Annotated in this window: 18 protein-coding genes; 17 read left to right on the top strand and 1 reads right to left on the bottom strand. The window is 62.6% G+C overall.

Annotated elements, in window-relative coordinates; translation table 11 throughout:
* The first annotated feature begins 445 nt into the window (after positions 1 to 445).
* The 16 genes from RZE79_RS30745 (at position 446) to RZE79_RS30820 (ending at position 22406) form a co-directional block, all read left to right on the top strand.
* Complete coding sequence (locus RZE79_RS30745; protein WP_319362029.1) at positions 446 to 2158, top strand: phage integrase family protein; 1713 nt, start codon at positions 446 to 448, stop codon at positions 2156 to 2158.
* A 464-nt stretch (positions 2159 to 2622) separates the two neighbouring features.
* Complete coding sequence (locus tag RZE79_RS30750) at positions 2623 to 4101, top strand: aldehyde dehydrogenase (RefSeq protein WP_319362030.1); 1479 nt, start codon at positions 2623 to 2625, stop codon at positions 4099 to 4101.
* Between the two features lie 36 nt (positions 4102 to 4137).
* The gene (tcuA, locus tag RZE79_RS30755; protein ID WP_319362031.1) at positions 4138 to 5643 is read left to right on the top strand and encodes an FAD-dependent tricarballylate dehydrogenase TcuA; all 1506 of its coding nucleotides are present in this window, start codon (positions 4138 to 4140) and stop codon (positions 5641 to 5643) included.
* Positions 5644 to 5808: 165 nt separating this feature from the next.
* On the top strand, positions 5809 to 6771 hold the full coding sequence (locus tag RZE79_RS30760) for a tripartite tricarboxylate transporter substrate binding protein (RefSeq protein ID WP_319362032.1): 963 nt from the start codon (positions 5809 to 5811) through the stop codon (positions 6769 to 6771).
* A gap of 97 nt (positions 6772 to 6868) precedes the next feature.
* Positions 6869 to 7804, top strand: coding sequence for a LysR family transcriptional regulator (locus RZE79_RS30765; protein ID WP_319362033.1), 936 nt, complete (start codon positions 6869 to 6871; stop codon positions 7802 to 7804).
* Positions 7805 to 8380: 576 nt separating this feature from the next.
* A complete protein-coding gene (locus RZE79_RS30770) occupies positions 8381 to 9349 on the top strand; it encodes a tripartite tricarboxylate transporter substrate binding protein (RefSeq protein ID WP_319362034.1) in 969 nt (322 codons plus the stop codon).
* An 824-nt stretch (positions 9350 to 10173) separates the two neighbouring features.
* Positions 10174 to 10986 carry an alpha/beta hydrolase gene (locus RZE79_RS30775; protein WP_319362035.1) on the top strand — a complete coding sequence of 271 codons (813 nt, stop codon included), beginning with the start codon at positions 10174 to 10176 and terminating at the stop codon, positions 10984 to 10986.
* A gap of 9 nt (positions 10987 to 10995) precedes the next feature.
* Positions 10996 to 12048, top strand: a complete 1053-nt coding sequence (locus tag RZE79_RS30780; RefSeq protein WP_319362036.1) for a 2,5-dihydroxypyridine 5,6-dioxygenase — start codon at positions 10996 to 10998, stop codon at positions 12046 to 12048.
* 1702 nt (positions 12049 to 13750) lie between these two features.
* A complete protein-coding gene (locus tag RZE79_RS30785; protein ID WP_319362037.1) occupies positions 13751 to 14914 on the top strand; it encodes a thiolase domain-containing protein in 1164 nt (387 codons plus the stop codon).
* 4 nt (positions 14915 to 14918) lie between these two features.
* Entirely contained in the window at positions 14919 to 15329 is a 411-nt protein-coding gene (locus RZE79_RS30790) for an OB-fold domain-containing protein (protein WP_319362038.1), read from the top strand.
* The gene (locus RZE79_RS30795) at positions 15326 to 16198 is read left to right on the top strand and encodes a MaoC/PaaZ C-terminal domain-containing protein (protein WP_319362039.1); all 873 of its coding nucleotides are present in this window, start codon (positions 15326 to 15328) and stop codon (positions 16196 to 16198) included. Before RZE79_RS30790 ends, RZE79_RS30795 begins: the two co-directional genes overlap by 4 nt.
* A gap of 14 nt (positions 16199 to 16212) precedes the next feature.
* Positions 16213 to 17130 carry an SDR family NAD(P)-dependent oxidoreductase gene (locus RZE79_RS30800; RefSeq protein ID WP_373696596.1) on the top strand — a complete coding sequence of 306 codons (918 nt, stop codon included), beginning with the start codon at positions 16213 to 16215 and terminating at the stop codon, positions 17128 to 17130.
* 117 nt (positions 17131 to 17247) lie between these two features.
* Positions 17248 to 18444: an acyl-CoA dehydrogenase family protein gene (locus tag RZE79_RS30805; RefSeq protein ID WP_319362041.1), complete on the top strand. Its 1197-nt coding sequence runs from the start codon at positions 17248 to 17250 to the stop codon at positions 18442 to 18444.
* 11 nt (positions 18445 to 18455) lie between these two features.
* Complete coding sequence (locus RZE79_RS30810) at positions 18456 to 19607, top strand: acyl-CoA dehydrogenase family protein (protein WP_319362042.1); 1152 nt, start codon at positions 18456 to 18458, stop codon at positions 19605 to 19607.
* Between the two features lie 77 nt (positions 19608 to 19684).
* On the top strand, positions 19685 to 20671 hold the full coding sequence (locus RZE79_RS30815) for a tripartite tricarboxylate transporter substrate binding protein (RefSeq protein WP_319362043.1): 987 nt from the start codon (positions 19685 to 19687) through the stop codon (positions 20669 to 20671).
* A gap of 28 nt (positions 20672 to 20699) precedes the next feature.
* Positions 20700 to 22406, top strand: a complete 1707-nt coding sequence (locus RZE79_RS30820) for a long-chain-fatty-acid--CoA ligase (protein WP_319362044.1) — start codon at positions 20700 to 20702, stop codon at positions 22404 to 22406.
* A gap of 264 nt (positions 22407 to 22670) precedes the next feature.
* Here the strand turns inward: RZE79_RS30820 and RZE79_RS30825 are convergent, their stop codons facing one another.
* A complete protein-coding gene (locus tag RZE79_RS30825) occupies positions 22671 to 23453 on the bottom strand; it encodes an IclR family transcriptional regulator (RefSeq protein WP_319362045.1) in 783 nt (260 codons plus the stop codon).
* A 413-nt stretch (positions 23454 to 23866) separates the two neighbouring features.
* Between RZE79_RS30825 and RZE79_RS30830 the strand changes: the two genes are divergently transcribed.
* Positions 23867 to 24841: a tripartite tricarboxylate transporter substrate binding protein gene (locus RZE79_RS30830; RefSeq protein WP_319362046.1), complete on the top strand. Its 975-nt coding sequence runs from the start codon at positions 23867 to 23869 to the stop codon at positions 24839 to 24841.
* Positions 24842 to 24852: the final 11 nt, after the last annotated feature.

Consider the following 24852-nt stretch of genomic DNA (forward strand, 5'->3'; position numbering starts at 1 on the left):
TGCCTCTCCGTGCCTGGTTCGGTTGATCAGCGGCAAGGACTGCCTACTCGCCGATGCGGAGAGGGCGCAAGTCCACGCTGAGCAATCGCGCAAAAGGGCAGCGACACGAGCGCGTCGTCATTGCATTGGGGGCCGCACCGGAACCCGCGGCACCTGTGCGACCCCGCAAGGTGCCCCAGCCCGTCCGGCTCGCCAGTCGGCAGCGGCAGGTCGATCAGAGTGCCGCCAAGAGCACTTCGGGCCTGCTTAGGACGGCTACTTGAAGTGAAATCGAACTTCGCAGATTGAAGCTAACTCCTTGTCGCACAAAGAAGTATTTCTGACCAGCCTCCGAGAAAGGCGACTTTCCCTCTTTAAATGAGAGGGATGATTAATATACACTCCAGCCATGGCTCCACGCCCTCCCATCAACCGCGCTGTCGACCTCGAAAGTCGGGATGGGGCCTTGGCCTTGCGCCGTCTGCACCCCGGGCACTTTGCGTTCATGCGTGCCGTGGTGCAGGGGATGGACGAGCGCGCCAGTTGGGAGCGCTACCTGCGCGTGGCCGGCGAGCCCACCGACTTGCGCACGATCCGGCGCACGGTGACGTGGATCCGGGATGCCTTCGCCGCTGCCGCGTATCGGGAGCAGCGCCCGGGTACGGCGCGTCTGATCCTGATCAATCCGGAAGCGGTCTCCACGGCTGCCCCAGCGGCGGCCACGGCGGTCGCAGCTCCGCCCCCCAGCCTTGAAGAATTCGCGCTATCACGGGGGCTGGAGGACTTCTCCGAGGATGAGCAGATCGAGGCCTACAAGGAGGCCTACCCGCCACGTGCGGCCGCGGCGCCGGCAACGGCGTTTGCGGCGCGGCGGGCCCAATCCCGACGCGCCCGTCTCATCGCACGCCAACTCGAGGCGCTACGCTGGCTTGAACAGCGGGTGGCCCAGGCGCCACGCGCGACCGATTCGGTCGAGGCCTGGCTGGCGCCCGCGATGGCCCGGCGGTTGCGGACCGCCGGCATCGTCACGCTGGAGGCTCTGGTGGCGCGAATCAATGCCCGTGGCGCCCGGTGGTGGCGTGGCGTTAGGGGCATCGGACAGGGCAAGGCCGCGCGTATCCAGGATTGGCTGCGCGTGCACCAGCAGGCCATCGGCGTGCGGCCGGGCGATCACGCCTGGCGACCGCGCCGCCAACTGACGGATGCCGAGCTGGCCTCGGTGGTGCCCAAGGGCACCGGGGTGCTTCCCTACGAGAAGTTCGATGTTCCGGCCGGTCTGGAGGGTCAGGGCAAGGCAGGCCAGACCGATCGCGAGGCCCTGGATGCCTGGATCGGCAAACCGGGCGAACAGAGCCGCGCGCCTGCCACGGTGCGCGGCTACCGAAAGGAGGCCGAGCGCCTGCTGCTGTGGGCCGTGCTCGAGCGGCGCAAGCCACTGTGCCAGATGGACGGCGAGGATGCGAAGGCCTATCTGGCGTTTCTTGCGGCCCCGCCGCCGCACTGGTGCGGGCCACGCCATCACCAGCGCTGGTCGCCCCTGTGGCGACCGCTCGAGGCGGGCTTGGGACCGGCGGCGTTGACGCAGGCGCGCGCCGTGGCGCGCGTGCTGTTCTCTCATTGGGTGAAGGTGGGGCATGTCGCGACCAATCCCTTCGAAGCAGCCGTGGTGCCCGAGCAGGCCGCGCAAAACACCGCGCCCGAGCACGCACCGATGCAGCCCGAGCACTGGGATGCGATCGAGGTCGCTCTGGCCCGGCGAGGCGAAGGACCGCGAAGGCAGCGTCTGCAGCTCGCGATGGCATGGCTGCGTCATGGGACTCTGCGTCCCTCGCAGTTGCTGCAGGCTGTGTGCGGTGACCTGACATCCGTGCGGGGGCACGGACGTCACGACGCATGGCAGGTCCTGGTGCGGCGTCGAGGTCGAACAGCCCGGGTGCTGTCCCTGGTTCAGCCTCTGATCGAGCTGCTGCCGCCGCAGCCCGCGCCGCCAGAGCGGCCACTGTTGTCGGTCGGGCAGCAGGGCCGCGAGGAGGGCGCCGGATGGCGAACGCCCTCGGGACTGTACAAGGCGGTCAAGGCTTTGTTGATCGAGGCTGCAGCGCTCGTGCATCCGAGTCGTGCCAACACCCTGCGGGCCGCGTCTCCTTCACGACTGCTCGTTCGCACGGCGATCACGTGACCCGTGTCACGGCCGTCCGCACGCCTGGTGGATTCTGGGTCCCGACCACGCAGCACGACAACATCCGCAGCACATTGCCGCGTTGCGGACTTTGCGGTCTACGAGGCGATGGCGCATGACTGCGTGCAGGCCGTGCTGCCCAAGCATGTGAAACGTGCCGGAACATTCCGCGTGCACAGGCGGGGGAGCCGCCGTCTGGCGCCAAACCGGCGCGTGTTCATCGAATCCCGGAACGAGCGCGTGTTCCCGGATTCGGCAGGCATGTGCTGAAAGGCCGTGGCAACCGCCCACGGGTTGACGCGCCGGATGGATTCCAAAACGTCATGAGAAGACCACGACTAATCGTTTGTGCGCCCCAGCACGAAACCCGAAACTGCCTGCAACCAAGGCCCTGAGGCGAACGCACGAAGCGCTGCCGAGTGGAACCAAGGTACCCCATTGGTCAGAGACACACGGAGTGCACCATGCAGCAATACAAACTCTTCATCGGCAATGAATGGAAGGACCCGGCGTCGGGCGAATGGTTCGATTCTCTCGATCCGTTTTCCGGCGAGCCGTGGGCCAGGCTTCCCAGGGGCAACGGTCAGGACGTCGATCGTGCAGTGGCGGCCGCCAAGGCCGCCATGGATGGGCCGTGGCGCACGATGTCGGCGACCCAGCGCGGCATGCTCCTGCACAAGCTGGGCGAGCTCATCGATGCCAATGTCGAGGAGCTGACGGAGGTGGAGGCGCGCGACAACGGGAAGCTTCGCACCGAAGTGCGCGGCCAAGTTTCCTACATGGCCAAATACTTCTACTACTACGGTGGCCTGGCCGACAAGATCCAGGGGGCCGTCATCCCCATGGACAAGCCCAAGGTCTTCAACTACACGCGCTATGAGCCTGTCGGCGTGGTCGGGACCATCACGCCATGGAACTCGTCGCTGCTGCTGACGGCATGGAAGGTGGCGCCGGCGCTTGCCGCGGGCAACGTTGTGGTTGCCAAGCCATCCGAACATACGTCGGTATCGTTGTTGGTGCTTGCCGGATTGTTCGCGCAGGCCGGCTTCCCGCCGGGCGTATTCAACGTCGTCACGGGATTCGGAAAAGACGTGGGCGAGCCGCTCGTTGAGCATCCCGACGTTGCCTGCGTGGCGTTCACCGGTGGTGACGAAGGTGGCCGCCGCGTGAGCGTCGCCGCGGCCAAGCATTTCAAGCGCGTCACCCTGGAGCTGGGAGGCAAGTCGCCCAACATCGTCTTCGATGATGCAGACCTTGCGCGGGCCGCCAACGGCGTCATCACGGGCATCTTCTCTGCCGGTGGGCAAACCTGCATGGCGGGCTCAAGACTTCTTCTGCAGGAGAGCATTCATGACGAGTTTGTCGAGCGCCTGATTGCCATCGCCTCCAAAGCCAAGCTGGGCGACCCGGCGCTGCCCGATGTGCAGGTCGGCCCTGTGGCCACGAGGCCGCAGTTCGACAAGGTGGTCAGCTACATCGACGTGGCGAAAGCCGAGGGCGCGAAATGCGTGCTCGGCGGCAATGTGCGCAGCGGACCGGGTTTCGGCGCGGGCCAGTTCGTGGAGCCGACCATCTTCACCGGTGTCGACAACGGAATGCGCATTGCGCAGGAGGAAGTTTTCGGCCCGGTGTTGTCGGTGCTGAAGTTCAAGGACGAGGAAGAAGCCATTCAGATCGGCAACGACATCCGCTTTGGACTGGCCGCCGGCGTGTGGACCCAAAGCCTGCACAGAGCCATGCACATGTCGGAGCGCCTGAAGGCCGGCACCGTGTGGATCAACAACTATCGCTCCACGAGCTTCACCACGCCGTTCGGCGGCTACAAGGACAGTGGCCTGGGCCGGGAGGGCGGCGTGGAAGCCGTCAAGGAGTTTCTCGAGGTCAAGAGCGTCTGGATTTCGACCGATCTCGACATGCCGGATCCGTTCATCCGCAAGTACTGAGGCCGCCTTGCTCGATCAACAACAAGAGGTGCAGACATGAAAGAAGACGATAGGGCTCTCGCGACCTGCGACGTGCTTGTCATCGGGTGCGGCATCTCCGGACTGAGCGCGGCGGTAGCCTCGGCCGCGGCCGGTGCAAGCGTCGTCGTCCTGGAGCGGGCGACGAGCGATGAATTTGGCGGCAACACGCGTTGGACCGAGTCCTACTTGCGGATGAAGGACGAGACCCAGGTCAGCGACGACTTCGAGGAATTGCTGGTGGCCAATGCGGGCCATCACATCGATCCGAACATCGTCCAGAGCGTCGCAGCCGCCTACGAAGACTGGCCCGCGTACGTCAAGGCGCATGGCATGCCGGATCCCGAACTGATCTCGACACTCGCGGCGCAGGCGGGCCCGACCGTCCAGTGGCTGAAGACGTTCGGCATCCGCTTCGCGGCCCTGCCGACCTACTTCGTGACCGCAGCGGCGCCTCGCCTCATGCCGGTAGGCGGTGGCCTGGCGCTGATCGAGGCCCTGCGCGACGAAGCGGTGCGCCTGGGTGTCGACATCCGCTACGAGACCACTGCGCAGGCATTGGAGCGCGATGACGGCGGCGGGCATGTGGCCGTGCAGACCTTCGGGTCCGACGGCCGAATGCGGCGGCTCAGAGCCAAGGCCGTGGTGCTGGGGAGCGGTGGATTCGAGGGCAATCCGGAAATGCTCACCCGCTACATCGGCCCGGAGGCGCGCTTTCTTCGGCCAGTGGCGCGCGGCGGCTACTACAACAAGGGAGAAGGCATTCGCATGGCGCTCGATGCCGGCGGTGCGCCGGCGGGTGACTTCGGGTCCTATCACGCAGAGCCGATGGATCCGCGTTCAGGCCAGGTCGAACCGTTGGTGATGAGCTTTTCCTACGGCCTTCTCGTCAACAAGGAGGGGCGCCGGTTCGTCGACGAGGCACCCGGTCCGGTCGATGTTCACTACGACCACATCGCCCGCGCCATCAAGAGCCAGCCGGACGGCCTCGCATACATGATCTACGACCAGCGCATCCACGACGTGCCCAACTGGAAGAAGGGCATCCGCACCGACCAGCCACCCATCGAGGCTGCGACCTTGACGGAACTGGCGCGGGCCTGCGGCATCTGCGAAGCGGGCCTGCTCAGGACCGTCGAGTCGTTCAACGGCGCCTGCCCGCAAGGGCAGTTCTCGCCCCTGAGCACGGACGGCCTTGCGACCGAAGGGATCGAACCGCAGAAGTCGAATTGGTCGCGGCCCATCGACCACGGGCCGTTCTGTGCCTATCCCGTCATGTCGGGCATCTGCTTCACCTATGGCGGGGTGAAGACGAACAAGCAGGCGCAGGTGGTCGACAACGACGGAAGGGCCATCCCTGGCCTCTACGCCGTGGGGGAGGCGGCCGGCCTCTATTACCAGGTCTACACGGGTGCCACGTCGGTGCTTCGAGGTGCCGTGTTCGGAAAGATCGCCGGAGAGCATGCATCAAGGCACGCACAGGCCGGGCATGCCAGCACTGAAAGCCTGACCCGGCACGCATGACGCGCTGCCGGGCCCGCCCGGCAGCTCGAGATCTGAATCGGAACGCACCGGCGGTGAGCGGGGCGCTTCGGTGCACCTTTCAAATCAAAAGGAGACAACATGACATCGGAAGCACTCTCAACTGCACCATGCAGGACCAGGGACCGCCGGGCGCGGCGTGGTCACATGGCCCGGCGCCTGTTCGCGAGCGTTGCGCTGGCGTGCGTGATGCCCTGGAGCCTTGCGGCCGCGCCTGCGTGGACACCGCCCGGCCCCGTGAGGCTGGTGGTTCCCTATGCGCCGGGAGGAGGAACGGATGTGCTCGCTCGCATCGTGGCCAGTCACATTGGGAATGCGCTGGGGCAGCCGCTCATCGTCGAAAACAGGCCGGGAGTGAACGGGATTCTCGGGGCGAACCATGTCTACGGCGCGCAGGCCAATGGCACCACGCTCTTGTTCGCTGCCGCTGACTTCATTTCCGTTTCCCCGCACATCTACAAGAAGGCGGTCAAGTACGACCCCAACGGTTTCACGCCCGTTGCGCTCGTGGCCAGAATGGGCTTCGTTCTCGCATCCAAGGAGTCCAGCGGCACGAAGAGCGCGGCCGAATTCGTCGCGCAGGCCAGATCCAGGGAGATCACCTACGGTCACTGGGGGCCCGGCAGCATGTCCCAGATGGGCATGGAACTCTTGCGATCAAAAGCGCAGGGAACCAAAGCGCTTGCGATTCCGTACGCAGGTGCCGCACCTGTACTGGCTGCCGTCATGGCCGGCGATGTCGAGTACGGTTTTGTGCCGACCCCACTGGCCGTGGCGAGCAAGTCCAAGCTCAAGCTGATCGCGCTCGGATCGCCTGAGCGGTTTCCCGCGATCGGCGATGTTCCAACACTCAAGGAGCAGGGCTACGGTGTCGACTCGGACACCTGGTTCGGTGTGCTCGCGCCGCCCCATACGCCACGGGCGGCCATCGAGGTCCTTCAGGCGCACGTCAACAAGGTGGTTCAGGACCCTGCGGTGCGTGCGCGCATGTCAGAGATCGGGTACACGCCGTCGAACATCGAGCCGCGTGATTTCGGCGCCTTCGTGCGCACGGAAAACGCCCGCTGGGGCGCGGTGGTCAAGGCGGCCAACATTCAGGTCGAGGAATAGACGCCGCTGGCGTCGCTCTCGTCGTCAACTCTGTGACGGGTGGAGGCGAATGGTCCTGGTCAAGAATAGGGTGCCGACCAAACGGCCCGGACCACCCATGAAGCGAAAAATACCCAGTACCGTCGCCCTGTCCCTTTTCGAAGCTGCAGCGCGACACGAGAGCTTTGCTCGCGCGGCGGCCGAGATGTACCTCACCGAAAGCGCCGTGAGCCGACAGATTGCCGTGCTGGAGCGCTTTCTCGGGGTCAGGCTCTTCAGCAGAACCAAGAAGCAGGTCATCCTGACCGATGCGGGAAGGCAATACAGCCGCGCCATCCGCGGCAATCTCGACGAAATCGAGATGCACACCAAATCATTGATGGAGTCGAAGGGCAAGGGCGGCGTGCTCGAACTGGCGGTCATCCCCACGTTTGCGAGCCGCTGGTTGTTGCCCAGGCTCAATGATTTCCTGCACCGGAATCCGGACATCACGGTCAATCTGTCCGAGCGCGCAGATCCGTTCACTTTCCGTGGCACCAACCTTGACGCCGCATTGCATTTCGACGACCCGTTCTGGGACGGTGTTGAAAAAATACATCTCTTCGAGGAGGAAGTGGTTCCCGTGGCAAGTCCACGCCACTTCGACCTGCTCGAGATAAGGACGCCCGCCGCATTGATGTCGCTGCCCCTGCTTCACAAGCGTGCTCGACCGGAAGCGTGGCAGCGCTGGTTTGAGACCGCCGGTTGCACGCAAGCCATCCCCGCGCCTGCGATGCGCTTCGAGCTTTACGCGATGGTCATCGATGCGGCGCGAGCGGGCCTTGGCGTCGGCCTGGTGCCCCGCTTTTACGTTCAAGAGGACATCGAACGTGGCGCACTGACCATTCCTTTCGATGTCAGCCTGAAGCACGAGAAGCGGTACTGCCTGGTCTACCCGGAGCACAAGCGAGATTCTCCTGTGGTCCAGGCGTTTCGCGACTGGGCGATTCGCACGGCGGAAGATTTCAGCCGTCTCGGGAAAAGCGCAGAGGAGTCGAAGACGCCTGAGAGTTGACGCGCCGATCCTGCAGCTCGCCATCGACTTCACCCGCGCCATTCCGCCCTTGAAGGTCCGCCGCTCGATGATGTCTTTCAAGTACGCGTGCGACTCGGTATCGTCGAAGCAATGCGTCAGCGCCGAGTCGATGCGCGTTCGCGAAGAGAACCAAAGGCCGTGGTTCCCGATGCCTGACGCGCAAAGCGCTGCAGAAGCATGGCGGTCTACCAATCGGTGAGACGAAAAAAGTACAGCGAGAGCACGAGCAGACTGTATTGCCAACCGTTCTCGGGAGCTTGTTCTCTCGACGCAACAGCCTGCAGGTAAGGCACGTCAAACCCGCTGAACTCCCCTTCCTGACCGCACAGTAGTCAATGCCTACGAAGAGGCAATCGTTCTAAACGATCCGCAGGAAAAATCAAAAGACGTGCGTCGATGTAGATGCAAGACTTCGTTGTCCAGCAGAGGTCGCCTACGACCTTGCCAGCCCATCCTTCGAAGCTATTCAAAGGCTCTCGTCTGGAGGCTCACGATCTTTGTCCATCCGAACGAGAGGGTGGATGCGAAAAGCGTTCTCATAACAACGAGACAAACATGCGACGCAGGAAATTCATATCGCTGACGGCGACGGCCGTCAGCCTGAAGGGCGGGATGGCATGGGCCGAAGGGGCTTATCCGAACAAGCCTATTCGACTGATCGTTCCCTACAGCCCCGGTGGGGGTACGGACAACGTCGCGCGAATCGTTGCGCAGAAGCTGGGCCACGAATTGGGACAACCGGTGATCGTCGAAAACAGGCCAGGCGCTGGCGGGATCATCGCTTTCGGCGAAGTGCTTCGCAGCAAGGCGGACGGTTACACGCTCACGACGAGTACCGGCAATCGTTCGACGCTCAATCTGATGAACGACAAGCTCTCATTCAACACGGGGGCGGATTTTGTCTCCATCGTTCCATTGGCCAATGTGCCGATTGCGCTGGTTGCCAGCAATGCTTTGCCCGTCAAGTCGATGTCTGAGCTGGTGAAGTATGTCAAGACCCATTCAGGTCTGCGATTCGGGACGCCCGGGGCAACGACTCCGAATCATCTTGCAGGCGTGCAGCTGGGATCGATGATGGGAACCGATTTCGTGCACGTCGGCTACAAGGGCACGGCGCCGGCACTCCAGGATGTGATCGGCGGTCATCTTCCATTGGCGATCGTCGGGTTGTCCTCTGCCATCCAATACCTAGGCACAGGCCAACTCAAGGTGCTGGGGATGGGAGGAGAAAAGCGCTCGGAGTTGGCACCGCAGATTCCGACGATTTCGGAAGGCGGCGTAAAGGGCTATGTGGCCAGCTACTGGTATGACATCACAGTTGCCAAAAAAGTACCGCAGCACGTGATCGACCTGATTCATTCCTCGGTCAACAAAGTGGTTCAGCGCGCTGAGGTGAAGGCGGCGTTTGCGCGCTACGGATACGAGGCCATGTTGATGTCGCGAGATGACTATCTGGCTCTTCTTCAGAAGGAGCAGATCAAGTGGGAGCGGGTGATCAAAGCGAACAAGATTCGCGTGGACTGAGCTGAATGTTCGGCGGCATCCACCGCCTCCTAAAGTCTCTCGATCTCACGCAGGTCATTGCTGGGTTCGGCTGTATGCCGGAAATCGCGATGACGTGCGCAGTTGTAGTCCAAGTTGATTCCCTCCGCTCAGGCTTGGCACCCCGACTCTCATCGTCGAAGGTGGCTGCTCCGTTGGGCGTCGAGGGTGCACCACGCCAGACGGCGCAGGGCCACTGAAGGAGGGACATTCAGCACAGATAAAGCGGCGGGTGATTTCCGTGAGTGTCAAGACAGCGAGTAGACACCTCCTTGCACTGCAGCTTCGCGCTGCGACTCAACATCTGATGTCGTCGAGTTGAACAAGCCCGCTCACTTGCACCGTACGAGTTGCGGCGTTGGGGCACATGATCTGGCGTTGTTGGGGCGAAGCCGGCCGATAGTTCTTCTGCACGAAGGCTCCTGGAACTGGACGCACTGGGTGCGCAAGAACCCTGTCGTTGTCGCACCGAGGTTTCGGAGAGATCGAGCCACATTGAGGCCTCCCCATTGCATCGACCCCTCTGCTCGCCAGACCTCGAAATCGCTCCATTCGACTGGGGAGATGCGCGGACCGGGGGAATGTGAGGGCGGCGGAACGCGCCCTTGTGCACGCAGTGCTTGGCATGGTCCGAGTCGGCGATCCGCGCAGTACAGGGTGGACGTCCCGGCCGCGTGCGGGCACGCAACGGCTGACCTCCACGCGCGAGACACCCCTATGGGCCACGTGGCGCTTGACGGAATATCATTCCGTGTAGCAGAATGATATCCGGTCGTGCTTTCGGGGCGCAGCGCTTGGAGAGAAACTTGAAGTTCGGAACAGGAAAAGTGGTTCGCGCCAATGGCATCCGGCAGCACTACCTGCATTTCCCAGGCGTTGGCCCTCGCGTGCTCATCGTGCCGGGCATCGTGAGCCCTGCAATTCTTTGGAGTCACGTGGGCAGGTGGCTCATGTCCGACCATGATTGCTTCGTGCTTGATGTCCGTGGCCGTGGGCTGTCCGAGTCCGGACCGCATCTGGACTACGGCCTGGATGCATGCGCAGAAGACGTCGCAGCCTTCATTCGCGAAACCCACATCGGGTCGACGACCTTGATCGGGCATTCAATGGGTGCGCGGATCGCTCTGCGAATGTCAACGAAAGCTCCGGAACTCGTTCGCGCGCTCGTGCTGGTCGATCCGCCCACCAGCGGGCCGGGCAGAAGGAGGTATCCCATCCCCATCGCGCGGACGCTGAGTCTGTTGCAGGCGGCTCACCGGGGAGAAGCGGCAGAGGCCTTGCGTTCGAGCATTGCGGCCCCCTGGCCGGAGGACCTGCAACGCTTGCGCGCGGAATGGTTGTCGACTTGTGACGAGCGCGCTGTCTATGCAGCCTATGAGGACTTCCACTCTCAGGACATGTTTGCGGACCTCGCAAGGACCGCATGCCCGGTCTCCCTCATATGCGCAGGCGAGGGGGGCGTGGTTTCCGATGCAGATATCGAGGAGATGCGCCACCTGCGTCCAGATATGGAGGCATCCCGTCTGGCAGGCGCCGGACATCAGCTGCAAGCAGAAAACTTCGCTGGATTCAGCGAACTTTTGGGAGCCGCTTTGCGCCACCAATATTCATCGAACTAGGAGAAGAAATTGAAACTTGATGTCGAGATGTTTGAGCTGTTCACTCGTGAGTTGGAGCTTTGCCGGGTAAAGCCGGGGGAGAACATCGTGGTGCTGACGGCCGATGACGAATGGCAGGAGCACGCGCAGGCATTCATGGCCGCCGCTGCGCACCTGGGGGCCACGACCTTCAACATGAATCTGCGCAGAGGCCAGAAAAACGCTGTCGGTGTGCAAGGACGGCACCCGCTGGTGGGCAATGCGCTTGCGATGACCACCTTGAAATCCGCGAGCATGGTCATCGACATGGTCGGTCTTCTTTTTTCGCGTGAGCAGGCGGAGATCCAGGCCGCCGGCGTGCGCATCTTGCGGGTGATGGAGCCATTCCATGTGCTCAAGCAGATGTTCCCCACGGCGGACCTGCAACGCCGAGTCGAGTATGCGAAGGGTCTGTTGGAGTCTGCAAGGCAGCTGCGCTTCACCTCGGATGCCGGCACTGACATCGTCTACAAGCTCGGGCAATATCCGGTCATTTCAGAGTACGGATTCACTGCCGAGGCAGGGCGCTGGGACCATTTTCCGTCCGGCTTTTCCTTCACCCAAGGCGACGATGGCGGGGTGGACGGTGTTGTCGTGATGCAGCCCGGTGACATCCTTTGTACATTCAAAAAATATGTCGAGTCGCCGGTGACGCTGCGTGTGGAGAAGGGCTACGTCGTTGAAATAACCGGCCAGGGGTTGGATGCCCAGCTCATTCGCAGCTATATCGACAGCTTCAACGACCCTCGGGCCTACGCGATCTCTCACATTGGATGGGGCCTCAATGAGAAGGCGCGCTGGTATCAATTTTCAGTGACCCGCCAGCTGACAAGCGAGCACGTCATGAATGCGCTTTCCTTCTATGGCAACGTGCTCTTCTCGCTTGGACCGAACCTGGAGCTTGGCGGTACGAACGACACGGCGTGCCACCTGGATCTGCCCATGCGGAACTGCAACCTTTGGCTGGACGAGGTCCAGATTCTGAAGAACGGCGAGGTCATTCACCCGGAAATGCGGGTCGAACTCACGTCTTCTGGCGCGTGAGGGGTGCAGGCGCTGCCACCCGCAGCGCTGGGTTGGAACCGACTCTTCGTGGACGATCCGTGCCCTCCTGATGCTGAACTTGTTCTACCCACGGAGCATTTGTGGGCATCGGCTTCCTCGGAGTCCGTGATGCGCCATGCCACTTCCCGCCATCATGACTGTCGAGTCCGCTCTGTCGTGAGCGGGCGTCATGCGTGCTCGGTGGCGCGTTCGAACCTTGGGAATGACGGTCGCGATGGACCCTTGTTCTTCTCCTTTTCGGGTGTTTTCGCGGCCTGGCGCATGACCGGCGGGTGAAGGAGAGTCTGTGGCTCAGCTGTATCAGCCGATCAAGGGTTGCCTCAGCGGTCGTGACGTCACCACCCCAAACGTGCCAGTGCTCGATCGGCAGCACGTCGGTCCTGCCCGGTTCGATCCGACATTTGCCGACAGTCCCACGCCGCCGTGGCTGCACCGGTGCCGGCGAGCCGCGGCATGCGCTGGTAGCAGGCGAAGCGACCGCGTCGGCACCCATGCGGTAGCCCTATCGACCGGCCGCCCAGGGTTGGGTTCATCGCGGCGTTGCGGGCAATGGCGTGACCAGCGCGCATCCACGCCCGTGATGGTGCCTGTGGGCACTTCCGAGGCGCGTTCTCCAGTGGCGCTCTTGCCGTTGTCACCGCGCCAATGCACCTTGCACTTGACCAGCAAGGCTATGCGCTTCGAAGTCCATGGCCGTCATGCCGGCGCGGGTGCGCGCTGGCCCTGCTGCTCTCGCAGTGCCATGCTCATCAGCTTCAGGCGTGCCAGAGCAGCAATCGGAGACCTGCCTGAGCGCCGTGCTGGGGTGACGGCCTTCTTCGATCTGGCGTGCCATCAACCGGCCCGTTGCCCCGCCGAGCTTTGCCCAATGAGCCAGGCGCTCGTGCGGTCACTGGAAGCGCACGCAGTGCGCGACAGGCAGGTGGGCGATGCCCGTCGTGAAGCACGTTTGCGTGCGTTGCGCTGATGCGCGTCTGCGGCAGCTGGTCCAGGAGGTGTTGGAGCACGCTGTCGCGATGGCGCTTGATCTGCAAAGGATGGTCGACCTGCACCCGCGCGCTCTTGAGAGCTGCCGCCCCCAAGGGCCGCAGTGGTGACGCTCAGGCGCAGTGCGCAGCGGCGACACCGCTCGCTGCACCGGCAGCAGTGATTGGCCGGATTCCGAGACCAGTCCTTGGGCCGATTCCGAGCCCAGGCTGCGGTGAGAACGCGACATCGCCAAGCATGTCTGCAGCCGGCCCTTCGGACGGACTTCGCCCTGCTGATGCCTGTTGCGTCGCGAAGGAAAGTGGAATTCCGTCTTGAACTCTTGCGCTTTCCCGAATTCGCACCCAAAATTCATTCCCAACAGCACAATAGCATTCTGTCTGAGGGAATGACTTGAAATGAAAGGCGCAATGTACCGAGCAGACGTTCTGGGAATCCGGCGACGTGGACCTTCAGGCAAAGCCTGCTATTCGCAGCTTCGCGTCAGCCTTCCCCTCTGGGCAATTCGCTGGTCTGGCCGCTCGGCCTGGGTCGTCGGTTCTTGTGCTGCGACGCGCAAAGGCCCGTGTGACACGGATCGGCGCTTTCGTCCGATGCCACCGACGGTTCGCCTTTCGGGACGGTTCCATGCCCTTCCGCGGCCCCGGGACCGCCGAGCGTCGACTCCATTCGTTTTCCATCCGAAAGCCCTCTCATGACCATCAAGGGAAAAGCCTGCATCGCGGGTGCGTTCGAACATCCACTGCGCAAAGCGGAACATCACTCGGTTGCCCAGTTGCATGCGGAGTGCGCCCGGGGGGCACTCGCCGACGCAGGGCTCTCGATCCGAGACGTCGATGCCTACTTTTGCGCTGGTGACGCGCCCGGGTTGGGCCCTTTGTCCATGCTCGACTACATGGGCCTGGAAGTGAAGCACCTGGACACGACAGAGACCGGAGGCTCCTCGTATCTCATTCACGTTGCGCATGCGGCCCAGGCCATCGCGGCGGGCAAGTGCAACGTGGCGCTGATCACGTTGGCCGGCAAACCACGCACCGATCCGTCCACTGCCAAGCCGCGTGAATATGGTGCCACGTCGCCCGATGTCGCCTTCGAACAGCCATTCGGTATGAACACGCTCGCCGGCTACGCCCTCGCCGCGCGCCGCCACATGCATGTTTACGGTACGACCGCCGAGCAACTGGCCTGGATCAAAGTCGCGGCCTCAACGCACGCGCAGCACAACCCGCACGCGATGCTGCGCCAGCCAGTAACGGTGGAGGACGTCGTCAGCTCGCCGCTGGTCGCAGATCCGCTTCATCGTCTGGATTGCTGTGTGGTCAGTGATGGCGGCGGCGCACTCGTGGTGACCCGGCCAGAAATCGCGAAAAGTCTCAAGCGCCCGATGATCAGCGTGCTGGGCGCAGGAGAGTCGGTGCGCGGCGTCTATGGCGGATGGGAAGACCTGCTGGTCACCGGGGCGGCGCATTCGGGCGCGCAAGCCTTTGCTGAAGCGGGGGTCAAGCCCGCCGATATCCAGTACGCCTCCATCTACGACAGCTTCACCATCACGGTGTTGCTTCAGCTGGAAGACCTGGGGTTCTGTCGCAGGGGAGAGGGTGGTCGCTTCGTACAGGACGGCGGGCTCATCTCCGGCATCGGCAAGCTGCCCTTCAACACGGATGGCGGCGGCCTGTGCAACAACCATCCCGCCAACCGCGGCGGCATCACAAAGGTGATCGAAGCCGTGCGCCAGTTGCGTGGCGAAGCGCACCCGAAGGTGCAGGTTCCCAGCTGCGAGATCGCTCTGGCCCAAGGCACAGGCGGCAATTTGGGGGCGCGTCACGGCAGCGCCACGCTCATTCTCGGACGGAGCTAATCAGATGTTTCTCTCAGACGACCGCCAGTGGCCGGCTCCCGCCACCAATCCGGAAAATGAGGCGTTCTTCGCCGCCGCTGCGCAAGGGCGTTTGCTGATCGGCCAATGCCGCGACTGCGCAAAACGCCACTACTACCCTCGGCGCTGTTGCCCGCATTGCTTTTCGGCCGAGGTCGATTGGGTCGACGCAAGCGGCCGTGGGCGCATCTACTCGTACACGATGAGTGGGGCGGCCTCCGACCGGCAGATTCTCGCTTTCATCCAGTTGGAGGAGGGCGTTCGCATGTTGTCCAACATCGTGGACGCGGCACCTGCAGAACTGGCCGTCGGCGGCGCGGTGCGCGTCGCGTTCGCTCGCGCCGGGAGCGTCAAGGTACCTGTCTTCGTGCTCGACGCTGCAGGAGCTAGGGCGTGAACGTCGATGCCGTCAGGGCTTGGAGCCGAACGGTCGTTCACGACTACACCGCGCGCGAATCGGCGCTCTATGCGCTCGCGATCGGTGCCGTATCCGACCCACTCGATCCGTGCCAGCTGCGACTGGTGGACGAGGTCGACCAGGTGGTTGTACCGTCCATGGCCGCCGTGGTCGCATCGCCCGGCTTCTGGGCTCGTGACGAAAAGTCCATGGAGATTGACGCTGCGCGCTTGGTACACGGCGAGCAGCGAATCACCTTGGCGCGCGCGTTGCCTGCGCACGGACGGGTCGTCGGCACTTCTCGCGTTTCCCGGATCGTCGACAAGGGCGAAGGAAAAGGCGCGCTGATCACCGTGTGCAAGACCCTGCAGTGCGAGCAGGGTGAGCACTATGGAAAGGCGTGGCAGCTGTTCTTCTGCCGCGGCGACGGAGGCTTCTCGACAGGCGGTGCGACGGACCTGATTCTGGACGACGAGCCATTGCCGCCACTGGAGGCATCGCCCTCACGCGAACCCGACCAGTGCGTGCGCTACGCGGTACGCAACGACGCAGCGCTGCTGTATCGCCTGTGCGGGGATACCAACCGTCTTCATATTGATCTGGAAGCAGCGCGGCGCGCCGGCTTTCCCCGGCCGATTCTTCATGGTCTGGCCACCTATGGCTTGGCAGCCGTTGCAGCCATTCGCGCCTTCGCTTCGGGTGACGCGCCGAAGTTGCATGGCTTGGACGCACGGTTCTCCGCGCCGTTCTATCCCGGCGAGGAAGTCGAGTTCCGGATATGGGACGAAGGCGCGCATGTCGCGCTTGAGGGCCACGTCGCCGCGCGCGGCGCTGTCGTGATCAGTCACGCCCGAGCACGTTTTCAATAGACGAAGGTATCGCAATGAGTAAATTCATGGACGGCAAGGTTGCCGTGGTCACGGGTGCAGGCGGCGGCATCGGCCGAGACATCGCACTGCAGCTGGCACAAGCCGGCGCGCAGGTCGTGGTCAACGACATCGGCGCATCACTCAGCGGCGAGGGTGGGGATGCGGGCCCGGCGGACGCCGTGGTCGCAGAGATCCGAGCAGCCGGGGGAGAGGCCAGCGCCAACACAGACTCCATCGCTGCGCAGGACGGCGCCCGCCGGCTGATCCAGCAGGCGGTCGACACGTTCGGCCGAATCGATTGCGTGATCAACAACGCGGGGATCCTGCGCGATCGGTTCTTCCACAAAATGAGCGAGGAAGAGTGGGACGCCGTGGTGAAGGTGCATCTGTACGGCTCGTTCTACACAAGCAGCGCCGCGGCCGGCTTCTTCAAGGAGCAGGGCAGCGGCTCCTTTGTCCACATGACGTCGACTTCGGGACTCGTCGGGAACCGGGCGCAGGCCAACTACGCGGCGGCCAAGATGGGCATCGTGGGCCTGTCGCGTTCCATTGCCCTGGACATGCAGCGATCGGGTGTCCGATCCAATTGCATCGCTCCTTTTGCTTGGGGGCGCATGGTGGCTTCGGTTCCGATCACGACGCAAGCCCAGCAGCTCGCGGCGCAGCGAAAGCAGCAGTTGATGACGCCCGCCAAGGTCGCGCCTTTGGCCGTTTTCCTTGCGAGCGAACTGGGCGCCGATGTCAACGGCCAGGTGTTCGCCGTGCGCGCCAACGAAATCATGCTCATGAGCCAGCCGCGCCCGGCCAAATCTGTCCATCAGTCGGAAGGATGGACGCCGCAGAGCATTGCCGAACACGCGCTGCCCGCCATGCGGCACGCGTTGACCCCGCTTGAGGAAACAGCGGACGTTTTCAACTGGCCGCCCATTTAACGCCAGGCCTTCGCATCCAGTCGGAGCGTTCGCAGCGGCACGGCAGTGCCACTGCGCTGCAGCCTCGCGAGCGATTGCGGCGGCTCTTCAAGTCGAATCAATGCACAAGGAGAAGATGTGGATCTGAACTACAGCGCGGTGGACCTGGCGTTCCGCGACACCGTGGTGGCTTGGCTGCGGCAGAACTTGCCCGAAGACCTGCGGGACAAGGTGCTCAACCACAAGCGGTTGAAGCGCGAAGACTTCGTGCGCTGGCACAAGATTCTGGCCGCCAAGGGATGGGTCGGTACCAACTGGCCTGTCGAACATGGGGGGACCGGCTGGTCTGCAGTTCAGCGCCATATCTGGGAGGAGGCGTGCGCCGCCGCCGGTGCGCCGATCGTCATGCCCTTCGGTGTCAACATGGTGGCGCCCGTGATCATGGCTTTCGGCAACGAGGCGCAGAAGCGTCACTACCTGCCGCGCATCCTGAGCTGCGACGACTGGTGGTGTCAGGGCTATTCAGAGCCCGGCGCCGGCTCCGATCTGGCTGCGCTGAAGATGCGCGCCGACCGCGTCGACGATCACTACGTCGTGAACGGCCAGAAGACGTGGACGACATGGGCGCAGTACGCCAACATGATCTTCTGTCTGGTGCGAACGGATGCAAAGGCCCGCAAGCAGGAGGGCATCTCTTTCCTGCTGATCGACATGAACAGCCCCGGCATCACCGTGCGGCCCATCATCATGCTCGACGAGGAGCACGAGGTGAACGAGGTGTTCTTCGACAACGTCAAGGTTCCGGTCGCGAACCTGATCGGCCAGGAGAACCGGGGCTGGACTTATGCCAAGTACCTGCTGGGTCACGAACGCACGAACATCGCCGCGGTGGGACGCTCCAAGAGAGAACTGCGCCTGCTCAAGCGGCTCGCGCAGAAGCAGCACAAGAACGATCTGCCGCTGCTGAGTGACCCCGTGTTCGCCGCGAAGGTCGCATCCCTGGAGATCGAGCTGATGGCGCTCGAGATGCTTGTGCAAAAGACCATCTCCCAGGAAAGCCATGGCAAATCGCCAGGCCCCGAAGCATCGATGCTGAAGATCAAAGGCAGCGAGATCCAGTTGGGAATCACCGAACTGATGCTCGAAGCCGTTGGCCCGTACGGCGCTGCCTTCGACCCCGCGTTCCTCAACGGCGAGTGCACACACAGCGTGACGCACAACGACGACGCTGCGCCTTTGGCGTCGCTTTATCTCAACTACCGAAAGATCGCGATCTACGGCGGATCGAACGAAATTCAGAAGAACGTCATCGCCAAGCTCGTGCTGGGCCTGTGAGGGATCAAAACATGAACTTCAACTACACGCAGGAACAGCAGCAGTTCGCCGACAGTCTGCGCCGCTGGATCGAGAAGGACTACAGCTTCGAACAACGAAAGGCCATCATCCACTCGCAGACGGGTGTTTCGCCGCAGGCATGGACAGCCCTGTCGGACCTGGGAGTGACGGCGCTGGCGTTGCCCGAGTCGCTTGGCGGACTCGATGGCAGCGTCGTGGACATGTTCATTGTGATGGAGGAGCTCGGACGCGGTCTGCTGGTCGAGCCTTGCCTTTCATCGGCCATGGGCGCAGAGTTTCTCAAACGATCCGGTCGTCACACTGCGGTGCTGGAAGAGGTCGCTGCGGGTCGGATCAAGCTGGCTTGCGCGCTTGGGGAGCGGCAGTCCAGGCACGATCTGTTCGACATCGCGACAACGGCGCGTGTGATCGACGGAGGGTATCTGCTCGCCGGCACCAAGACGGTGGTGACGCATGGCGCGCAGGCAGCGCATCTCATCGTGTCAGCCCGCAGTGCTGGTGCTCGCCGGGAGACGGACGGCATCTCCATCTTCTTGCTGCCTGCCGATGCGCCGGGGGTCGTGCTGCGCGACTACCGCACCATTGATGGCCTGCGTGCGGCCGACGTCGAGCTCAAGGATGTTCGACTGCCGACATCGTCCCTGTTGTGTTGCGAAGGTCGCGGCTGGGACCTCCTGGAGGCTGCAACGGACTACGGCATCGTATTGCTCTGCGGTGAAGCCGTCGGCGCGATGGAGGCCCTGAACGCGGCGACGCTGGGGTATCTGAAGGAGCGCCAGCAGTTTGGCGTGCCGATCGGCAGCTTCCAGAGCTTGCAGCATCGCATGGTCGACATGGCGATTCACCTGGCTCAAGCGCGCGCCGTCTCCACGCTGGCGGCTGCCAAGCTCTCGGCGCACGCAGACCCGCAGGAGCGTCGGCGGATGACGTCTGCGGCCAAGGCTCGCACCGGGCAAGCCATGAGATTCATCGCACAGCAAGCGGTGCAATTGCATGGCGGCATGGGACTGACCGATGAGCTCCCTGTCTCCCACTATGTCAAGCGGCTCACGGTGATCGAGATGATGCTGGGCGACACGGATCACCACCTCGCCCGCTTCGCTGCGCAACCGGCATTCCTCGACGAAAGCGCTGTGCCGTGAGCTGTTGCCGGGTCGAGCTTCGCTTCGACCATCCTGCCCACCGGTTTCCTTGTTAGATGCATCAACGGAGTCTCATCATGAAGTGTCGCGTTTTGTTCTTCTCAAGCTGCAGGAACCTTCTTGTCGTCGCCGCCATGGCGTTGGCGACTACGCTGGCTGTCGCGCAGGCCACTTTCCCCAACCGGCCCCTGAAACTCATCGTGCCCACCAATCCGGGCGGAAGCATCGACACCATCGCGCGGATACTCGGTGAGGAGCTGTCCAAAGAACTGAAGCAGCCGGTCATCGTCGAGAACAAGACCGGTGCAAGTGGAATGATCGCAGCAGCTGCGGTGTCGCATGCGGCGCCTGATGGCTATACGCTGCTCGTGACCCACACCGGCGTTCTACAGGCGGATTTGCTTCGCAAGAATTCGTCCTATCGGCTGAAAGATCTTGCGCCGGTGGCGGAGGTGTCGAATACGCCAGTGGCGTTCGGGGTGAACAGCAGCGTGCCGGTCACGGACCTGAAGTCGTTCATCGCGCTTGCAAAGTCGGAGCCCGGAAAGCTCAGCTATGGCTCCTACGGAAAAGGTACGTCCGCACATATCTGGGCGGAGCAATTCACCCAGCATGCCGGCATTGAACTGGTGCATGTCCCCTACGCTGGAGAGATCCCCGCTTTGCAGGACGTCCTTTCGGCGAACCTCACGTCCGGCTGGGGCGCCGTCGGCACGTACAAGCAGCATGCGGATGCCAACAAGATCCGTATTCTTGCCGTAGCGAACCCGGTGCGCTCGGTTTTGCTGCCGAACGTGCCGACCTTCATCGAAGCGGGTTTCCCCGAGATGAATGCCAGTGGATGGTGCGGAATCTTTGCTCCCGCTGGAACCCCCAAAGCCATCGTTGCTCAGCTGTCTCAGCTCATCGTCAAGATCGTGCAACGGCCTGAGATCTCGGCGCGCATCTTGCCGACTGGACAGGAGCCGACCGGCGCTAGCGAAGAGGTCTTCAGCAAACGAGTGGCTCGCGATCGAGAGGTCTGGGCCAAGGCGATTTCTGCCTTCAACATCTCTCTCGATTGACTTGTCGTCGATGGAATGACGCAGAACGATGAACCCGCAGCAAATCAATACCTGGCCTCAGCATCTTCCGCATGAGCTGACGACACCGGCCACGAATCTCTACTTCAACCTGTTCGTATCGGCCGCCCGCTTTCCTGAAAAGACCGTTCTGGTCGACGCGCATGGTTCTCTCGTGTACCGAGAGCTGCTGGATCAGGTGGATCGGATGGCAGGATTTCTAGAGCAGGACCTGCGAGTGCGAAGCGGCGACCGGGTGATTCTGTATATGCAGAACTGTCGGGAATTCGTCATCGCTTATTACGCGATCCTGCGCATTGGCGCCGTGGTCGTGCCCGTCAATCCGATGAACAAGCGCGCGGAGCTCGGGCACTACAGGACGGACAGTCAGGCCATGGTCGCGTTTTGTGGCAAGGAAAACCTGGAAGAGCTGCTGGCCATGGAAGGTGCCAAGGAACTTGCTGGGGTGGTCGTTGCGCGCGGGCAGTCCATGGATGGTTCTCCTATGGAACGGGCGCCATCATGCTCGCCTGCACCGGTCCACGATTTTCAATCGTCCATCGCGGCCGCGCATGCGAGCGCAAGCTTGGCTGCGAAGGATGTCGAGCAGCTGGCGGTGATTCTTTACAGCTCAGGAACCACCGGCAGCCCCAAGGGGTGCATGCATACGCACCGCTCGATGATGGCGAGCACCAACTCGGTGGCTCACTGGATGGGCATGCAATCGGAAACGGTCGTGCTGGCAGCGCTGCCTTTCTTCCACATCACCGGGATGCAGAACATGATGAACACTCCGATCTATGTGGGTGGAACGCTGGTCTTGCTCCAACGATGGAACCGGGATGCTGCAGCAGAACTGATCGCACGGTGCAAGGTGACACACTGGAACATGATGCCCACCATGCTGATCGACTTCCTGGCCAGCCCCCATCTGAACACCTATGACCTGCGCTCGCTCAGGCGGCTGGGCGGCGGCGGTGCCGGCATGCCGCAGGCGGTGGGCGAGCGCATCAAGGCGCTGATCGGACTCGACTTCTTGGAAGGCTATGGATTGTCCGAAGGCATGCCCTTCACAGGCAATCCCGCCGCGCATTTCAAGCGGCAGTGTCTGGGAGTTCCATTGTTCAACACCGATGTGAGGATCCTGGAGCCAGACAGTCTGCGGGAGTTGCCGCGAGGGGAGGTAGGGGAGATCGTTGTCTGCAGCGACAAGACGTTCAAAGGCTACTGGAACAACGAAGCCGCCACGCGCGATGCATTCGTCGACCTGCACGGCAGCAGGTTCTTCCGAACCGGGGATCTGGGCTACATGGACGGCGAAGGCTACTTCTTCATCGTGGATCGGCTCAAGCGCATGGTCAATGCGGCCGGATACAAGGTGTGGCCCACAGAAGTCGAGGCGCTCTTGCATGAGCACCCCGACGTGAGAGAAGCCTGCGTGATCGCCGCCAGCGACAGTTACCGCGGCGAGACCGTGAAGGCTGTGATCGTGCTGCATGAGGCTGCGAGAGGACGCGTGACCGCTGCAGATGTCATTGAATGGTCCAAAGCAAAGATGGCTGCCTACAAATATCCTCGGATGGTGGAGTTTGTTGAAGAGCTTCCGAAACTGGCCACCGGGAAGATCGCTTGGAGGCAGCTGCAGGAAGCCCAGCGAGCCAAAGACCGCGCGACCTCAGAAGCGCCGCAGGTAGACACTGCCGCCACTCGGGAGTCGCATCCGCCAGCCATGCCGTGAGGGTCGACGCCGGTGCCCATGACAGGGATCTTCCCAGGGCCTTTTCTTCCCTAATGCAGTCACGACCTGGCAAGTCGTGAAAGCCTTGCTGGCATCGGCCCTGACCCAGCCAGAGCATCGAGAGCATCAGTTCTCCGCTGGTGCCCCGCACGCCGAACCTTCGGGCACGGTCACTCTCGACCGGATGCTTATGCGTTGGGCGATGCTGCGTTGTCGCTGCTGCGCACACGCCGTGCAGGATGCCAGGTGGACAGAGGCGCGATGCTAGGTCGCGCTCGCGGATGGCGCCGATGGCGCCATGGAGGCAAAGTCGAAATTTGCGGACGCGGTTTCGAAAACAGCCGGGTCGCCGCCGAGGCGTCGGGTCAAATCAGACGCCGCCTTGAGCAAGGCCAGCGTCATGCCAGGTATGAAATCCGATGAGAAACGCGCGGACGGGCCAGAAATGGCCAAGGCGCCGCGCAGACTGCCCATCGGACCAAAAACCGGTGCAGCAATTGCGCCAATGTCGGGCTCGCGCTCTCCAATGGTCACGATGAATGGCTGCTGCGGAAAGTTTGCGGGGGGAGTAAGTGCACGGTCGAAGCTGTGCAGCACTCTGCCAGCGGCCCCCTTGTCCAGGGGCAGCAGGTCACCCGTTCGGATGTGATCGCGCACAGATTTGGGCGAGTCCACTCGAAAAAGGCACACGCGCAGATTGTCCTCCCGAGTAAAGAAGGAGGCGCCTTCGCCTGTTTCCTGGACCAGCCGTCTCAGGATCGCGGGGACGTGATCGTCGAGCCGCAGGGCCGATTGATAGAGCCCACCCCAATGCAGAAGCATCGAGCCTAGTTGATACGTGCCGTCGTCCAGGCGAACGATGCAATGCTCGCGGATCAGCGAGGTCATGGTTCGAAGGATCGTGCTCTTGTACATCCCGGTGCGCTGCGCCAGTTCGCTCAGGTTGAGCGACGTGTCGCCCGCGCGGAAGGCGTGGAGGATCGCAAAAGCTCTTTCCACAGCGGCAACGCCTCCGACCTTTTGCTCTTCTTCTTTCTCAGCTGCCATCAGTTGCTCCGTATGTTCAGTTGTTTTCGGCGCCACCTGCCGATATAGATCAGCCGGCCTGCAAGCGGTAGCTCGCATCTGCCGGCGCCACGAGCGAGAGGTGTTAGGTCGCACTCTTGCGGCGACCGGACCCAGTCCGCACGATCACGTTCTGGGGTCCAGTGCCGGATCGTGCTGCTGGCGCTCGCTGAATGTCCTGAACTCGGGCCAACGGCTGCCTGCAGCGAAACCTGGCGGTCCTCCGCAGCATTCCACATGGCAAAAATCCCTGAGTAATTTCGAACGCGCACAGATTCTGCTTGACATCATAGCGTGGCGCCAAACAGAATTGCGTTCCCTCAAGCGATATCACGTTCTGCTGTACGCAACAAACGAGATGGAGCAGATAGCTAGTCCCCTTGCTGGAGTTACTCATGTTCACGATGAAAAAGCTGCTTGCGGCGTGCTGCGGTGCCGCACTGGCTGTACTTGCGATCCCGGTACAAGCACAGACCTATCCCAGCAAAGCCATCACGATCGTTGCGCCGTACCCGCCAGGCGGTGCAACCGATCTCTACGCCCGGTCGGTGGCCAATGGACTTGCCGAGTTCGGGCAGCCCACGATCGTCGACAACAGGGCTGGTGCCTCAGGTTTGATTGGCGCCGAGTACGTATCGCGGCAGCCGGCGGACGGTCACACGCTGCTCATCGGCGCGTCGTCGATGTTCTCCATCCTGCCGCAGTTGCTGCCTCGCATGAAGGACGTTGCCAGCCATGTCGAGCCTGTCTCCATCCTGGGGTTCAATCCCTCGTATGTGGTCGTGCCGGCTTCGCTGCCGGTGAACACGATCCAGGAGCTCATCAGCTACCTCAAGGCAAAGCCGGGCGAGTACGCCTACGGTTCGGCTGGCAAGGGCACGTCCCAGCATGTGTTCATGGAACTGTTCAAGCAGCGCGCCGGGGTCGACCTGCTACCGGTTCAGTACAAGGGCAGCAGCCCCATGGTGGTGGACCTGATCGCCGGGCGGGTTGCGATGGCGATCGAGCAGGGTCCAGCGGTGCTGTCGCAAATCAAGGCCGGCAGGCTCAAGGCCCTGGCGGTGACAACGGCCAAGCGGGCGCAGGCAATGCCAAATATTCCGACGCTGTCCGAGACCGTGCTTCCCGGCTTTGAAGCTGTCACCTGGTTCGCCCTCTATGCGCCCTCTGGCGTTCCAAAGAGCGTCATCGCGAAGATGGTTCCGCAGATCGCTAAAACCATGAACTCTGCGGAAGTGAGGGAGCGGATGTACGCAGTAGGTGTCGAGCCGGCGTCCAGCTCGCCCGAGGATGTCGCAAAGCGTCAAGCTGCAGAGACGAAGACCTGGGCAGGCGTGATCTCCCAGTCGCGCATCACGCTGGACGAGTAACTTCCCTTTCT

The sequence above is a fragment of the Variovorax sp. EBFNA2 genome, assembly GCF_033802765.1.
Lineage (GTDB): Bacteria > Pseudomonadota > Gammaproteobacteria > Burkholderiales > Burkholderiaceae_C > Variovorax > Variovorax paradoxus_H.

What these genes read in the sequence shown, in the direction of transcription:
- RZE79_RS30770 (WP_319362034.1), top strand. Translation starts at nt 8,381, where the DNA reads ATGCGACGCAGGAAATTCATATCGCTGACGGCGACGGCCGTCAGCCTG.
- RZE79_RS30820 (WP_319362044.1), top strand. Translation starts at nt 20,700, where the DNA reads ATGAACCCGCAGCAAATCAATACCTGGCCTCAGCATCTTCCGCATGAG.
- RZE79_RS30830 (WP_319362046.1), top strand. Translation starts at nt 23,867, where the DNA reads ATGTTCACGATGAAAAAGCTGCTTGCGGCGTGCTGCGGTGCCGCACTG.
- RZE79_RS30800 (WP_373696596.1), top strand. Translation starts at nt 16,213, where the DNA reads ATGAGTAAATTCATGGACGGCAAGGTTGCCGTGGTCACGGGTGCAGGC.
- RZE79_RS30765 (WP_319362033.1), top strand. Translation starts at nt 6,869, where the DNA reads ATGAAGCGAAAAATACCCAGTACCGTCGCCCTGTCCCTTTTCGAAGCT.
- RZE79_RS30815 (WP_319362043.1), top strand. Translation starts at nt 19,685, where the DNA reads ATGAAGTGTCGCGTTTTGTTCTTCTCAAGCTGCAGGAACCTTCTTGTC.
- RZE79_RS30810 (WP_319362042.1), top strand. Translation starts at nt 18,456, where the DNA reads ATGAACTTCAACTACACGCAGGAACAGCAGCAGTTCGCCGACAGTCTG.
- RZE79_RS30825 (WP_319362045.1), bottom strand. Translation starts at nt 23,453, where the DNA reads ATGGCAGCTGAGAAAGAAGAAGAGCAAAAGGTCGGAGGCGTTGCCGCT.
- RZE79_RS30750 (WP_319362030.1), top strand. Translation starts at nt 2,623, where the DNA reads ATGCAGCAATACAAACTCTTCATCGGCAATGAATGGAAGGACCCGGCG.
- RZE79_RS30785 (WP_319362037.1), top strand. Translation starts at nt 13,751, where the DNA reads ATGACCATCAAGGGAAAAGCCTGCATCGCGGGTGCGTTCGAACATCCA.
- tcuA (WP_319362031.1), top strand. Translation starts at nt 4,138, where the DNA reads ATGAAAGAAGACGATAGGGCTCTCGCGACCTGCGACGTGCTTGTCATC.
- RZE79_RS30760 (WP_319362032.1), top strand. Translation starts at nt 5,809, where the DNA reads ATGGCCCGGCGCCTGTTCGCGAGCGTTGCGCTGGCGTGCGTGATGCCC.
- RZE79_RS30790 (WP_319362038.1), top strand. Translation starts at nt 14,919, where the DNA reads ATGTTTCTCTCAGACGACCGCCAGTGGCCGGCTCCCGCCACCAATCCG.